Origin of the sequence: Luteimonas fraxinea (assembly GCF_021233355.1) — a bacterium.
Classification (GTDB): Bacteria; Pseudomonadota; Gammaproteobacteria; order Xanthomonadales; family Xanthomonadaceae; genus Luteimonas; species Luteimonas fraxinea.
On sequence record NZ_CP089507.1, the window covers coordinates 1,047,037 to 1,061,401 of the forward strand.

At 64.2% G+C, this 14,365-nt stretch carries 10 protein-coding genes; 5 read left to right on the forward strand and 5 right to left on the reverse strand.

Translation table 11 applies throughout. The annotated features are described in order from the left end of the window. The first annotated feature begins 323 nt into the window (after window positions 1–323). From pilB to coaE, 4 genes are all read left to right on the forward strand, one after another. Complete coding sequence (pilB, locus tag LU699_RS04665; protein WP_232134310.1) at window positions 324–2,048, forward strand: type IV-A pilus assembly ATPase PilB; 1,725 nt, start codon at window positions 324–326, stop codon at window positions 2,046–2,048. Window positions 2,049–2,262: 214 nt separating this feature from the next. Continuing rightward, the gene (locus tag LU699_RS04670) at window positions 2,263–3,537 is read left to right on the forward strand and encodes a type II secretion system F family protein (protein WP_232134309.1); all 1,275 of its coding nucleotides are present in this window, start codon (window positions 2,263–2,265) and stop codon (window positions 3,535–3,537) included. 26 nt (window positions 3,538–3,563) lie between these two features. Further along, a complete protein-coding gene (locus LU699_RS04675) occupies window positions 3,564–4,427 on the forward strand; it encodes a prepilin peptidase (RefSeq protein WP_232134308.1) in 864 nt (287 codons plus the stop codon). 13 nt (window positions 4,428–4,440) lie between these two features. Further along, on the forward strand, window positions 4,441–5,055 hold the full coding sequence (gene coaE, locus LU699_RS04680) for a dephospho-CoA kinase (RefSeq protein WP_232134307.1): 615 nt from the start codon (window positions 4,441–4,443) through the stop codon (window positions 5,053–5,055). A 659-nt stretch (window positions 5,056–5,714) separates the two neighbouring features. Here the strand turns inward: coaE and LU699_RS04685 are convergent. From LU699_RS04685 to LU699_RS04695, 3 genes are all read right to left on the reverse strand, one after another. After that, a complete protein-coding gene (locus LU699_RS04685) occupies window positions 5,715–6,662 on the reverse strand; it encodes a Nudix family hydrolase (protein WP_232134762.1) in 948 nt (315 codons plus the stop codon). A 430-nt stretch (window positions 6,663–7,092) separates the two neighbouring features. After that, window positions 7,093–9,846 carry a preprotein translocase subunit SecA gene (gene secA, locus LU699_RS04690; protein WP_232134306.1) on the reverse strand — a complete coding sequence of 918 codons (2,754 nt, stop codon included), beginning with the start codon at window positions 9,844–9,846 and terminating at the stop codon, window positions 7,093–7,095. A gap of 361 nt (window positions 9,847–10,207) precedes the next feature. Next, on the reverse strand, window positions 10,208–11,119 hold the full coding sequence (locus tag LU699_RS04695) for a M23 family metallopeptidase (protein WP_425491042.1): 912 nt from the start codon (window positions 11,117–11,119) through the stop codon (window positions 10,208–10,210). An 8-nt stretch (window positions 11,120–11,127) separates the two neighbouring features. Here LU699_RS04695 and LU699_RS04700 point away from each other — a divergent pair, with 8 nt between their 5' ends. After that, window positions 11,128–11,595 carry a DciA family protein gene (locus tag LU699_RS04700; protein ID WP_327058746.1) on the forward strand — a complete coding sequence of 156 codons (468 nt, stop codon included), beginning with the start codon at window positions 11,128–11,130 and terminating at the stop codon, window positions 11,593–11,595. A 213-nt stretch (window positions 11,596–11,808) separates the two neighbouring features. On the opposite strand, the gene lpxC is transcribed toward LU699_RS04700, so the two are convergent. Beyond that, on the reverse strand, window positions 11,809–12,717 hold the full coding sequence (lpxC, locus tag LU699_RS04705; protein WP_232134305.1) for a UDP-3-O-acyl-N-acetylglucosamine deacetylase: 909 nt from the start codon (window positions 12,715–12,717) through the stop codon (window positions 11,809–11,811). A 318-nt stretch (window positions 12,718–13,035) separates the two neighbouring features. Continuing rightward, window positions 13,036–14,319, reverse strand: coding sequence for a cell division protein FtsZ (gene ftsZ, locus LU699_RS04710; RefSeq protein WP_232134304.1), 1,284 nt, complete (start codon window positions 14,317–14,319; stop codon window positions 13,036–13,038). Window positions 14,320–14,365 lie beyond the last annotated feature (46 nt).

Here is a 14,365-nt window from a genome sequence, read left to right on the forward strand (position 1 = left end):
CTTCGCCGACTTGCGTCGCTAAAAAACTCCGGCCCTGCCGGAGTTTTTTTTTGGCGACCTAGTGCAAATCGGCTATGGGTCACAAACCGTTGAAGATCTCCACAGCACTTCATGGGTAAAACAGAAGACGGCTACAGAAATGCCACAGAACAGACCTACTTTGCGGACTTTCGACTCCCCCAGCACAGCTCGAGACGGTGAACCGATTTGCCGCCATAGTGAGATAGCTGAGCTCAGCTTAGAAAGCTAAGATGCTGGCCAAATTATCTGAAGCGCGAGGCCTGCATCGAAGTATTCTTGACTAGCGGCCCGAGAGGAAGTCTATGAACGCAGCACAATCCCCGAATCTGGTAGGCATCACCGGCATTGCACGAAGGCTCGTCCTTGACGGCGCTCTAGACGACGCGACAGCTCGCGACGCACTAGAGCGAGCGACGACAGCACGCAAGCAAATCGTGTCGTACTTGCGAGAACACAAACTTGTTACATCTGCGCAGATAGCGGCGGCGCAGTCGGTCGAGTTTGGGATGCCGATCATGGACGCGTCAGCGATTGACGCTCAGGCGAATGCGGTCAAGTTGGTCAGTGAGGAACTGCTCCAGAAGCATGCCGTACTTCCGCTTTTCAAGCGTGGAGCGCGTTTGTTTGTCGGAGTCTCTGATCCCACCAACGCACACGCGTTGGACGAGATCAAATTCCACACAAACCTCACGGTCGAACCGATCCTGATCGATGAGGACAGCATCCGACGGACGCTCGAAATCTGGCTGCAGTCTTCCGACAATTTCGGCGAAACCCTAGAGGGCTCTGACGGACTGGATGCGCTGGATGTCGGCAATGACGACGATCCAGGCAAACTCGAAAATGTGGTCGACGGCAAAGACGACACGCCGATCGTCAAGTTTGTCAACAAGGTACTGGTGGATGCGATCAAGCGCGGCGCGTCGGACATCCACTTCGAGCCATACGAGACGGACTACCGAGTGCGTCTGCGCATCGACGGCATCCTCAAACAGGTTGCGAAGATGCCGGTCAAGCTCAACGGCCGCATCACTGCACGCTTGAAGGTCATGGCGCAGCTGGATATCGCCGAGAAACGCGTACCCCAGGACGGCCGAATCAAGCTCAACCTCTCGAAGACCAAGCAGATCGACTTCCGCGTCAGCACCCTGCCCACGCTGTTCGGCGAGAAGGTGGTGCTGCGTATCCTCGATGCCAGTGCGGCCAAGCTGGGCATTGACAAGCTGGGCTATGAACCCGAGCAACAGAAGCTGTTTCTCGAGGCAATCCACAAGCCCTATGGCATGGTGCTGGTAACCGGCCCCACAGGCTCAGGTAAGACGGTCTCCCTGTACACGGCACTGGGCATCCTCAACGACGAGACCCGCAACATCTCGACCGCCGAGGATCCTGTAGAAATCCGGTTACCGGGCGTGAACCAGGTGCAGCAGAACAACAAGCGAGGCATGACCTTTGCCGCCGCACTGCGTTCGTTCCTGCGACAGGACCCGGACATCATCATGGTCGGCGAAATCCGCGACTTGGAGACGGCCGAGATTGCCATCAAGGCGGCACAGACCGGTCATATGGTGCTGTCTACCCTGCACACCAATGACGCGCCCCAGACCATTGCGCGCCTGATGAACATGGGTATCGCGCCTTACAACATCACCAGCTCGGTGACGTTGGTCATCGCGCAACGGCTGGCACGACGGCTGTGCCCGAAGTGCAGAAAGCGGGTCGAGCTTCCCGAACATGCACTGCTGGCCGAGGGCTATAGCGAAGATCAGGTCCGCGCCGGTGTCGACATCCACGAAGCCGTGGGGTGCGATGAATGCACGAACGGCTACAAGGGCCGCGTGGGTGTGTACCAGGTCATGCCGATGAGCGAGCAGATCCAGGAAATCATTCTGCAGGGTGGCAACGCAATTCAGATTGCCGAAGTTGCCGAGCGTGCAGGCGTGCACGATCTACGCAAGTCTGCACTCGAAAAGGCACGGCAGGGACTGACGAGCCTGGCGGAAATCAACCGGGTGACGAAGGACTGACCCCCTGTGGGAGCGCGCTCGCGCGCGATGTGGCCTCCCGGGCAGAGTCCTGTCGCGCGCGAGCGCGCTCCCACAATGAAAAGGCCTGGATTCGAGCTATCGAACTGGAACCCGGCAACCGGTCACGGACCGGCCTGCCACTTTGCACGCCAAGCCGCTACCATGCGGCCATCTGCCCGGCTGGGGATAGCCGGCCCATCTGGGGAACGCCCGCATGTCCACCACCCGCACTGCCGTCCGTAAGCCTGTCGCAAAGCGACCCGCGCAGCCTCTCCGTGAGGGCGTGACGCTCGATACCTTTATCTGGGAAGGCACCGACAAGCGCGGCGTCAAGATGAAAGGCGAGCAGCAGTCCAAGAACGTGAACATGTTGCGCGCAGAGCTACGCCGGATGGGCATACAGCCCGGCGTGGTCAAAGCCAAACCAAAGCCGTTGTTCGGCGCGGCGGGCAAAAAAATATCGCCCAAAGATATTTCTGTTTTCAGCCGGCAGTTCGCCACGATGATCAAATCGGGTGTGCCAGTTGTGCAGGCGCTGGAGATCGTGGGAAACGGCAACAAGAACCCGCGCATGGCCAAGATGCTCAACACGATGCGCTTGGATATCGAGGGGGGCTCATCGATCAACGAATCGATGGCAAAGCACCCGGTGCAGTTCGACGAGCTGTTTCAGAACCTCGTTCGCGCAGGCGAATCTGCCGGCGTACTGGAAACGGTGCTCGACACCATTGCGACCTACAAAGAAAATACCGAAAAACTCAAAGGAAAGATTAAGAAGGCGCTTTTCTATCCGATCGCTGTCATCGCAGTCGCCATCATTGTCAGCGCGATTCTTTTGATTTTCGTTGTGCCGCAGTTTGAGTCTGTCTTTGAGAATTTCGGCGCCGAATTGCCCGCTTTCACGCAGCTGATCGTGTCAGCTAGCAGGCTCATGGTCGCTTATTGGTGGCTGGCACTGATTTTCGTCGGTGGCGGAATCGCAGCTTTCCTGTTCGCATATAGGAGATCGGTTCCGCTGCAGCACGGCATAGACAGGATGTTGTTAAAGTTGCCCGTGATTGGTCAGCTGTTGCACAACGCTGCCATTGCTCGCTTCGCCCGCACTTTGGCAACAACATTCAAGGCAGGTGTGCCTCTCGTCGAAGCGCTCGAAACCGTATCAGGAGCGACAGGCAATACTGTTTATGAGAAAGCAGTACTTCGGATGCGCGATGACGTGTCGGTAGGCTATCAAGTCAACATGGCGATGAGCCAGCTCAATCTGTTCCCGCACATGGTGGTGCAGATGACCGCAATCGGTGAAGAAGCTGGTGCGCTCGACACCATGCTGTTCAAGGTCGCAGAGTTCTACGAGGAAGAGGTGAACAACGCCGTCGATGCACTGAGCAGCCTGCTGGAGCCGATGATCATGGTATTCATCGGTGGCCTCGTGGGCGGCATGGTCATCGGCATGTACCTCCCGATCTTCAAGCTGGCAGCAGTCGTCTGATGCGCGCTTCCGTGGTGCTTCTGTAAGTGGCGTTTCTCGATCAAAACCCCGCCTTGGGCTTTCCGCTGGCCGCCGGCTTCGGCTTGCTGGTCGGCAGCTTTCTCAACGTTGTGATCCTGCGCCTGCCGCGGCGCATGGAGTGGCAGTGGAAGCGCGATTCCCGCGAGATCCTCGGCGAGCCGGAGCTCTACGATCCGCCGCCACCGGGGATCGTCGTCGAGCGTTCGCATTGTCCGCATTGCGGCCATCAGCTGTCGTGGTACGAAAACATCCCGGTGCTGAGCTGGCTGGCGCTGCGTGGCAAGTGCCGCAGCTGCAAGGCGCCGATCTCGGCGCAGTATCCAGCCGTCGAGTTGTTGACGATGCTGCTGTTCGTGGCGTGCGTGTGGCGCTTCGGCTTCGGTTGGCAGGGTTTCGGGGCGCTGGTGCTGACCGGGTTCCTGGTCGCGGCTTCGGGCATCGACGTGCGGACCCAGTTGCTGCCCGATTCGCTCACCCTGCCGCTGATGTGGCTGGGGTTGATCGCGAGTCTCGACAACCTCTACATGCCCGCGAAACCCGCCCTGCTGGGCGCGGTGGTGGGCTACGCGAGCCTGTGGACGGTCTGGTGGCTGTTCAAGCAGGCGACCGGCAAGGAAGGTATGGGCCACGGAGACTTCAAGTTGCTGGCCGCGCTGGGCGCCTGGTGCGGGCTGAGCGGGCTGCTGCCGATCATTCTGCTGTCGGCCGTGGCTGGCGCGATCATCGGGTCGATCATGCTCGCGGTGCAGGGACGTGACCGGTCGACGCCGATTCCGTTTGGGCCGTACCTGGCCATCGCGGGCTGGGTGACCTTCATGTGGGGTCACGACCTGGTCGAGAGCTACAAACAACTCGCCGGCCTCGGCTGACCGCAGTTTCGCGATGAGCGTGTTGATCATCGGCCTGACCGGCGGCATCGCCTCGGGCAAGACCGCGGCGACGCAGGCGTTCGAGCGACGCGGCATCGTGGTGGCGGATGCCGATCTGGCTGCGCGTGAGGCGGTCGCGCCGGGCAGTACGGGCCTGGCTGCGGTCGTCGATACGTTCGGGGCGGATGCGCTCGCGGAAGACGGCAGCCTCGATCGCGCCGCGATGCGGCGTCGCATCTTCGAGGATCCGCAGGCTCGTGTACGGCTGGAAGCCATCATCCATCCGCGTGTACGTGCTGCGTTGCGTGCAGCCTGTGAGGCGGCGCCCGGGCCTTATGCGGTCGCGGCGATTCCATTGCTGACCGAAGGCGGGCGCGCGGCATATCCGTGGCTGCATCGCGTGCTGGCGATCGACGTGCCGCGTGACCTGCAGCTGGCACGACTGCTGGCGCGCGACGGAATCGACGAGATTCTTGCTGAGCGGATGGTGGCTGCGCAGGTTTCGCGCGAGGCGCGATTGGCGATTGCGGACGATGTGATCGTCAACGACGGGACGCTCGAGGCGCTGGATGCGGCGGTGGACGTGCTGGATGGGACGTATCGTGGGATGGCGGCGTCGGGTTCGTAAGCGGGAAGGTGTCGCCCCGCAGCATGTGCGTCAGCGAGACCTGTCGTCTGTTGGATGTGTAAGGCGAAGCGAAACCCTTCGCTGGGAAGCCGTACGTCGCGCAACTATTGCGGCCCCACCCATTCGTACCGATCGCGGCACCGGGTAAAGCGCCTCAACGCGGCACGTCGGCAAGCAGACATCTGTATCCGCGTTGTTCGATTCCGAAGACGGCCTGCCGATACGATTTGCCCGCGCTCTGGAAGCAAAACCCTCGCGTCATCAGACATGAGAAGCGCGTGCCGCGTTGATCGGGCCAGGCGTTATCGCGAGCATTTGCCCTCACCCCAACCCCTCTCCCGGGGGGAGAGGGGCTCTGCAGAACTGCGTCGATTAGCGATGTGCGGTCGATTAGCGATGCGCGTCGCTTGCGCGTGGCGTAGCGCGCTTCGATGACTGCCATCGCTACGCGGCGTTCGCCCGCACTCTCGTGAGGCGGGCAGTCAGCTGACGCGCGCAGGTCTCTTGAGGCCTCAGGGGAGTTGCAGCAGAAGTCGGGCGGGCTGGACCCGAAGTCTCTTTCGCTGAGAGGCGGGACGCTCGCGTCGTCTCTATCGGACGGGCGCGCTGGGTTTCGCTGCGCTCTACCCATCCAACGGAATGCGCAGCGCGCGATGCGCTCAGCCGGGTGACCACAGGCTCCGGATTGCGGCGATGCCCTGGGCGCCATGGCGGCGGGCTTCGGGGATGTCGTCGGGCGTCATGCCGCCGATGGCGTAGATCGGCAGGGCCGTGGTCTCGCGCAGGCGGGCGAAGGCGGTCCAGCCGATGCCGGGTTCGCCGGGGTGGCTGGCAGTCTCGGCGACAGGGCCGAGGACGACGAAGTCGCAGCTCAGACGCGCCGCGTGGGACAGGTCGTCGGCGGTGTGGCAGGAGGCCGCCAGCAGGGTGCCTTCGGGGACCGGGCGCTCGGTGAGCGTCTGCAGGACGGATGATTTCAGATGCACGCCCACGCCGGCCGCCAGCGCGACTTCAGTGGGTCCGTTGAACAGGAGTTGCGCGTCGCGCCTGCGACAGCGGGCGGCTGCCTGCTGCAGCAGCGCGTTCTGGCGCTCGTCCGGGATGCCCGGCAGGCGCAGCTGGATCCGCCGGATGCCGCGTCGCAGGGCGTCATCGAGAGCCTGCAGCCAGGGCGCGTCCGTGTCGCCGGGTGGCGGCGTCACGAGATAACGGTCGGGGGTCTGCAATGCGGCGACGACGGGCAGATCTGCCGGCGGCATCGAGTAACGACCGAGTTTCTCGGGCGCGACCCAGGCCAGCGCCTGACCTTCCTTTCCCTTCGGCACACCATCCCAATGCGTGACATGACGGACGTCGAGTCGCAGACGTTTGCTCGGATACTGCTGCGGCACCGCCATCAGCGGAGGGCCCACGGTGACGTGAATGCCCAACTCTTCGTCGAGTTCGCGGATCAGGGCAGCCTCGGGCGTTTCGCCGGGCTCGCGTTTGCCGCCCGGGAACTCCCACAGGCCCGGCATGTCGCGATTGGGCGTGCGGCGTGACAGCAGGATGCGGCCGCGCTTGTCGGTGATGACGCCGGCAACGACCTCGATGACGCGTTCGCTCATGCCGCTCGGGAATCCGGAGAGGGCAGTCAGGTTAGGCGGGGTACGGGCGGTTTGCCAGCCGTCGTGATGGTCAGGTTCGCACTCGCTGCGCAGGTGCAGCTCGAGCGCCCTTCCCTCGGGGCAGGATTGGTGTGAGGGCGTCGCTCGCGAGAGCCCCGCGCTCACCCGACGCGCTTCGCACATCGACCCCGGATCAAGTCCGGGGCAGGCTCTCTCACGGAAGGAGACGCGTGATTGACGCAGTTGCAGAAAGACCGCTCGATCGCCTTGGGCTTCGACCCAGCTGAGCCCCTCTCTTGCTGGGAGAGAGGCTGGGATGAGGGCGCGACTTGGCGAATGACACTCGAGAATCACCAAGCCCTCACCCGACGCGCGTTGCGCGTCGACCTCTCCCGGAGGGAGAGGTATCAGGAAACAAACTGATAGGAACTCAGCTCAACTGCCCATGGCAGTGCTTGAACTTCTTGCCGCTGCCGCAGGGGCACGGATCGTTGCGGCCGACCTTATCGCCGTCGCGGACGATCGGCGCCTGTGCGCCCTGCGATGCAGCGGCAGCGCGCACGTCTTCGGCTTCCTCGTCGGCGCCGTAGCCGCCGGCGTCGGCGTGCTGGAACTGGGCCTGGTTGAGCTTGGCTTCGACCTGGCGGCGCTCTTCGGCTTCCAGCGCGGCGATCTCGTCTTCGCTGCGCACGCGCACGCGCGCCAGCATCGTTACGACGTCGTGCTTGACCTTGTCGAGCATCTCGGAGAACAGCTCGAACGCTTCGCGCTTGTATTCCTGCTTCGGCTGCTTCTGCGCGTAGCCGCGCAGGTGGATGCCCTGGCGCAGGTAGTCCATGCGACCCAGGTGCTCCTTCCAGCCCTGGTCGAGCACGTTGAGCATGATGTGCTTCTCGAGCATGCGCATCGTCTCGTCGCCGAGCGAGGCTTCCTTCTCGGCGAACAGGCGATCGACTTCCTGCTGCACGTGATCGGCGATCTGCTCGGAATCGAGCTCTTCGCTGGTCTTGGCCATCTCGGTCAACGGCAGACGCACGCTGAACTCGCGGTCGATCTCCGACTCCAGACCCGGCAGGTCCCACTGTTCGTCGATCGACTGCGGCGGGACGTAGCGGCCGACGATGCCGGCTATGACGTCGGCGCGGATGCCGTCGACGTTGTCCTTGATGCTCTCCGCGTCCAGCAGCTCGTCGCGTTGGCCGTAGATCACCTTGCGCTGGTCGTTGTTGACGTCGTCGAAGTCCAGCAGGTTTTTGCGGATGTCGAAGTTATGCGCTTCCACCTTGCGCTGCGCGTTCGCAATCTGCTTGGTGACCAGCGGCGACTCGATGATGTCGTCTTCCTGCAGGCCCATGCGCGCCATGACCTTCTGCACCCAGTCGGCGGCGAAGATGCGCATCAGGTTGTCTTCGAGCGACAGATAGAAGCGGCTCGAACCCGGGTCGCCCTGACGGCCCGAACGGCCACGCAGCTGGTTGTCGATGCGGCGCGATTCGTGGCGTTCGGTGCCGATGATGTGCAGGCCGCCGGCGGCCTTGACCGCGTCGTGGCGCACCTGCCACTCGCTGCGCAGCTTGGCTTTCGTCGCGTCGTCGACCGGCACGCCGGTCTCGGCTTCCAGCGTCGAGAGTTCGGTTTCGAGCGAACCGCCCAGCACGATGTCGGTACCGCGACCGGCCATGTTGGTCGCGATGGTCACCGCGCCCGGACGACCGGCCTGCGCGATGATCGTCGCCTCGCGCTCATGCTGCTTGGCATTGAGCACTTCGTGGTGGATGCCTTCCTTGCGCAGGTGCTCGGACAGCAGTTCCGACACTTCGATCGACGTCGTGCCGACGAGCACCGGCTGACCGCGTTCGTTGGCGGCCTGGATTTCGCGTGCGACCGCGCGGTACTTGCCCGGACGGTTGAGGAACACGGCATCGGGCGCGTCCTTGCGGATCATCGGGCGATGCGTCGGGATCACCACGACTTCGAGCGAATAGATGCTTTCGAACTCGAACGCTTCGGTATCCGCGGTACCGGTCATGCCCGAGAGCTTGCCGTACATGCGGAACAGGTTCTGGAAGGTGATGCTGGCGAGCGTCTGGTTCTCGCGCTGCACCGGCACGCCTTCCTTCGCCTCCACCGCCTGGTGCAGACCATCGGACCAGCGACGGCCCGGCAACGTACGGCCGGTGAACTCGTCGACGATGATGACTTCGCCGTCGCGGATGATGTAGTGGTCGTCGCGCTGGTAGATCGCGTGCGCGCGCAGGCCGGCATTGAGGTGATGCACGACGTGGATGTTCTGCGGTGCGTACAGGCTGTCTTCCTCATTGAGGATGCCGGCCTTGCGCAGCAGTTCTTCCGCGTGTTCCTGGCCGGCTTCGGACAGGTGGACCTGCTTGGCCTTCTCGTCGACCCAGAAGTCGCCGTCGCCTTCTTCGGTTTCCTGACGCACCAGCGACGGCACGATCCGGTTGACCTTGATGTAGAGCTCCGGCGAATCGTCGGCCGGGCCGGAGATGATCAGCGGCGTGCGCGCTTCGTCGATCAGGATCGAGTCGACCTCGTCGATGATCGCGTAGTTCAGCGTGCGCTGATACCGATCGGCCTTCGACAGCGCCATGTTGTCGCGCAGGTAGTCGAAGCCGAATTCGTTGTTGGTGCCGTAGGTGATGTCGGCGCGGTAGGCATCGCGCTTGGCTTCGCCGTGCGGCATGCCTGGCCAGATCACGCCGACCGACAGGCCCAGCCAGTTGTAGAGCTTGCCCATCTGCGCCGCGTCGCGGCGGGCCAGATAATCGTTGACCGTGATGACGTGGACGCCCTTGCCCTCGAGTGCGTTGAGGTAGGTCGGCAGCGTGCCGACGAGCGTCTTGCCCTCACCGGTGCGCATCTCGGCGATCTTGCCCATGTGCAGCACCATGCCGCCGATCAGCTGCACGTCGTAGGGACGCATGCCCAGCACGCGCTTGCTGGCCTCGCGGCACACCGCGAAGGCTTCGGGCAACACCTTGTCGAGCGTTTCGCCGTTGGCGACGCGTTCCTTGAACTCGGGCGTCTTGGCCTGCAGTTCGGCGTCCGACAGCGCCTCCATCTGCGGCTCGAGCGCGTTGATCTTCACCACGATCTTCTCGAGCTGTTTGACGAAACGGTCGTTGCGGCTACCGAAGACGCTGGTGAGCAGGCGATTGAGCATTGGAAGTCCGGGTTCTGGAGACGGAACGCGGCCCGGGGCGGTTTCCCCCGAATCCGCAAACAAGAAAAAGGGCGCCTGGCGCCCTCGATGGCAACACGCATTGTAGCTTGGGGAGCGCAGCCGCGTTTTCAAGCGTGGTGGTGGCGCTGCTCGCTGCGCTGTGCCGGCGGTGCGGCTGGTGTGCGTGGCACGTGCGGACGTGCTGCCCTCACCCGACGCGCTTTGCGCGTCGACCCCGGATCAGGTCCGGGGCAGGCTCTCTCCCGGAGGGAGAGGTGTCGATCCTCCAGCGACGCGAATTGGCCAAGCGCAGATGAGTACCGCTGCGCTCTACCCATCCTGCGCAAGCGCGGTGGTGCGCTTACTGCCGGCTGACGCCCATATCGCCGAGGAACTGGCGCGGGTTCTGCACGCGGCCGTTTTCCCAGACTTCGAAATGCACGTGGGCGCCGGTCGAGCGGCCGGTCGAGCCGGCCTTGGCGATCTCGTCGCCAACGCGAACCAGATCACCCACCTTCACCACGTTGCGCGAGTTGTGCGCGTAGCGGGTGACGTAGCCGTTGCCGTGGTCGACTTCGACCACGTTGCCGTAGCCGCTGCGCACGCCCGAATAGCTGACCACGCCATCGGCGACGGTCATCACGCGGTCGCCGGTACGGGCGTCGAAGTCGATGCCCTTGTGGAACTGGCCGCCGCGACCGAACGGGTCGGCGCGATAGCCGTAGGACGAGGTCACGAAGCTGCTGGCGACCGGCGAGCGCGACGGCAGTGCGTTCTGTTCGATGCGGCGATCGAACAGCAGCGCTTCGAGTACCGAAAGCTGCTGGCCGGAGCTGGCGAGGTCGCCGTCGAGCGCGTCCATGCCGCCGAGCAGCTTGCGGGCCGGCATGTCGCGCGCCGGTTCCGCACCACCCTGACCGACCGGACGGTCGAAATCGAACTCGCCGTCTTCGAGGCCTGCGCCACGTGCGAGGCGGTCGCCGAGCGCGTTGAGCCGGTTCGCCTGCGCCTGCAGCTCGCCCATGCGGGCGGCGAGTGCGTTGATCTCGCGCTGCGCGTCGCGGCGGGTGTCTTCGATGCCCTGCTCGTTCGCCGTGGCCACGCCATGCATGCGCGCGACTTCGGCGGCATTGAGCGCGGCGCCGCCGCACAGGCTGGCGACCGCGACGGCGGTCATGACGGTGAGGGGCTTGCGTACCGCGAGTGCGCGGGCCTTGGCGGCCACCTGCGCAGCGCGGCCGCGCATATCATTCAACAACGAATCTAGAGTCATGCGTGCCAATGTCTGATTTCAGGTCCAGGTCCAAGCCACCCCGAATCGGTGCATCCCGTAGCGGGATTCCGACGGCCGCGCTGGACGCGGCACTGGGTGGTGCGTCGGCCGATCCGATCCGCCGGGCCATGTGGCTCGACGCGTTGGACCGCCGCCTCGTTCCCCTGCTGCCTCCGTCGCTGGCGCCGCATGCGCGGCTGGCCAATGTCGATGGCAGCAGGCTGGTCTTCCTCGTCGATTCGCCCATCTGGCACGCCAGGCTGCGCCTGTCGGCCGATGTGCTGCTCGACGCCGCCCGGTCCATCGGGCTGGATGTCAGCGACATCGTGATCAGGACCTCGACCCGACCGCTTCGACCGGAGGTCGATGCAGGCCGCGCACGTCCGACACCGCCGTCCGCCGTGGCCCGCAGGGCTGTGGCAGCCGCGCTGGCCTCGTTGCAACCGCCAGATGACGACGACAACGGGACGCGATGAGTCGGGAGATCCGTTTTCCCCTGGTCATCGACGTGGACGTCGGGTGAAGGGGAGCGGGCATCCTACCGGCGGTTCCACGGCAGGAAGTTAACTGAAAATTAAATATTCAGAAATTTAGAGTTAAATTTCTGTTAGGTGCGCGGCTAGCCCTGAACCGTCCGGGTGCGATGTCACCGGAGTTCATCGGAGATTGCCGAAGGTGAATGCCGCGGATCAGGCGATCGCGGGCGTGCCGTAGGCGACCGGCGCCGGCGCGGTCTTGTCGAAGCTGACCTTTTCCCACGCATCCGCTTCAGCCAGCAATGCGCGCACCAGCTTGTTGTTGAGCGCGTGGCCGGACTTGTAGCCGACGAAGCGGCCGAGGATCGGATGACCGGCGAGATACAGATCGCCCACCGCGTCGAGGATCTTGTGGCGCACGAACTCGTTGGCGTAACGCAGGCCGTCGTCGTTGAGCACACGGAACTCGTCGAGCACGATCGCATTGTCCATCGAGCCGCCGAGGCCGAGGTTGCGCTCGCGCATGTATTCGAGATCGCGCATGAAACCGAAGGTGCGTGCGCGGCTGACTTCGCGGATGTAGGCCTCGGTCGAGAACTCGACTTCGGCGCGCGACTGCGCGACCGGAATCGCCGGGTGATCGAAGGCGATGGTGAAATCGAGCTTGAAGCCGTCGTAGGGCTCGAAGCGCGCGATCTTGTCGCCTTCGCGGACTTCCACCGGCTTGAGCACGCGGATGAAACGCTTGGGCGCGTCCTGCTCGACCACACCGGCCGACTGCAGCAGGAACACGAAGGGACCGGACGAGCCGTCCATGATCGGCACTTCGGCCGCGGACAGTTCGATATAGAGGTTGTCGACGCCCAGGCCCGCGAGCGCGGACATCAGGTGTTCGACGGTCTGCACGTTGGCCGGGCCACAACTCAGGCCGGTGCACAACGTGGTTTCGGTGACGAGGTTGCCGTCAGCCGGAATCTCGACCACGGGGTCCAGGTCGACACGGCGGAACACGATGCCGGTGTCGGGCGCTGCCGGACGCAAGGTCAGGAACACTTTCTCGCCACTGTGCAGGCCGACGCCTGTCGCGCGGATCACGTTCTTGATGGTGCGTTGGCGGGGCATGGGGGAGTCCGCAGGGAGGGAGGATCCGCGTGTCCGTCATGGGACTGTCATCGGAACCGGGGGGCAGATTATCACGGCACCGCCTGAACCTGAACGAAAGCGCGACGGTGCATCAAGGCGCTGGATGCATGCGGAAATCCGCACGGCAGCGCCGGAAAACGGTCCACCGGAAAACCCGGTGGACCCAAAGGCGCCGCGCGGACAACGCGACGCCGGGCAAAACTTCATGGCGGGAGGACGATCCGCCATGCAGCGGCATGCCATCGCCGCGCACCGCTCAACGGTGCGCGCGCAACGGACTGCCGCGATCGACGCGGATCAGTCGGCCTGGCGGCGCAGAAACGCCGGGATGTCCAGGTAGCTGCTGTCGCTGCCGAAATCGGCCGCCTTCGGCGCGTCCGACGACTCGGCGCGGGTCGCACCGCGCAGCGGCGATGCCGCCGAAGCGCCGCCACCGTTGCCGCGCAGCGATGCCGCGATGCTGTGGCCCGGGCTGTACGGGGCCACGGCGTCGGACTCGTCGTCGATCAGCATGCCGGTCGTGCCGTCACGGACGCCACGCTGATTGTTGCTGATCAGCTGCACCTGCGGCTTGCCGCGGCCGGCGCTGTCACCGTTGTAGCCAGTGGCGCGCGCGGGTGCGCGGTTGAGGCCGGTGGCGACCACGGTCACGCGGACTTCGTCCTGCATGTCGGGATCGAGCACGGTGCCGATGACGATGGTCGCGTCTTCGCTGGCGAAGTTCTCGACGGTGCGGCCGACTTCGTCGAACTCGGCCATCGTGAAGTCCGCGCCCGCGGTGATGTTGACCAGGATGCCGTTCGCGCCGGCCAGGTTGACGTCGTCGAGCAGCGGGTTCTGGATCGCGGCTTCGGCGGCAGCCTGCGCGCGGTCGTCGCCACGTGCGTTGCCGGTGCCCATCATCGCGAGGCCCATTTCCGACATCACGGTGCGCACGTCGGCGAAATCGACGTTGATCAGGCCCGGACGGACGATCAGATCGGCGATGCCCTGCACGGCGCCCAGCAGCACGTCGTTGGCGGCGCGGAACGCCTGGATCATCGTGGCGTTGCGGCCCAGGACGGTGATCAGCTTCTCGTTGGGAATGGTGATCAGCGAGTCGCAATGCGCCGACATCTCTTCGATGCCCTTGAGCGCGACCTGCATGCGGCGACGGCCTTCGAACGGGAACGGCTTGGTGACCACGGCGACGGTCAGGATGCCCATCTCCTTGGCCAGCTGCGCGACGACCGGGGCTGCGCCGGTGCCGGTGCCGCCGCCCATGCCGGCGGTGATGAACACCATGTCCGCGCCCTGCAGCGCATCCATGATGATCTCGCGGTCTTCGAGTGCGGCCTGACGGCCGACTTCCGGGTTGGCGCCGGCGCCCAGACCCTTGGTGACGCTGCTGCCGAGCTGCAGCTGCAGCTTGGCGCCGCAGTTCTTGATCGCCTGCGAATCGGTGTTGGCGGTGATGAACTCCACGCCGTCGACGCTGTTGTTGACCATGTGTGCGACCGCGTTGCCACCGCCGCCACCGACGCCGATGACCTTGATCACCGCGTTTGGAGCCATCTTCTCGACCAGTTCGAAATGTGCCATGTCCGTCGTCCTCTGGGTTTGGGCCGGGTTCGGCGTGGTGTCCACG

Bases quoted from the DNA above. Each gene is read 5' to 3' on its own strand.
- pilB (WP_232134310.1), top strand. From the start codon at position 324: ATGAACGCAGCACAATCCCCGAATCTGGTAGGCATCACCGGCATTGCA.
- LU699_RS04670 (WP_232134309.1), top strand. From the start codon at position 2,263: ATGTCCACCACCCGCACTGCCGTCCGTAAGCCTGTCGCAAAGCGACCC.
- coaE (WP_232134307.1), top strand. From the start codon at position 4,441: ATGAGCGTGTTGATCATCGGCCTGACCGGCGGCATCGCCTCGGGCAAG.
- LU699_RS04685 (WP_232134762.1), bottom strand. From the start codon at position 6,662: ATGAGCGAACGCGTCATCGAGGTCGTTGCCGGCGTCATCACCGACAAG.
- secA (WP_232134306.1), bottom strand. From the start codon at position 9,846: ATGCTCAATCGCCTGCTCACCAGCGTCTTCGGTAGCCGCAACGACCGT.
- LU699_RS04695 (WP_425491042.1), bottom strand. From the start codon at position 11,119: ATGACTCTAGATTCGTTGTTGAATGATATGCGCGGCCGCGCTGCGCAG.
- LU699_RS04700 (WP_327058746.1), top strand. From the start codon at position 11,128: ATGTCTGATTTCAGGTCCAGGTCCAAGCCACCCCGAATCGGTGCATCC.
- lpxC (WP_232134305.1), bottom strand. From the start codon at position 12,717: ATGCCCCGCCAACGCACCATCAAGAACGTGATCCGCGCGACAGGCGTC.
- ftsZ (WP_232134304.1), bottom strand. From the start codon at position 14,319: ATGGCACATTTCGAACTGGTCGAGAAGATGGCTCCAAACGCGGTGATC.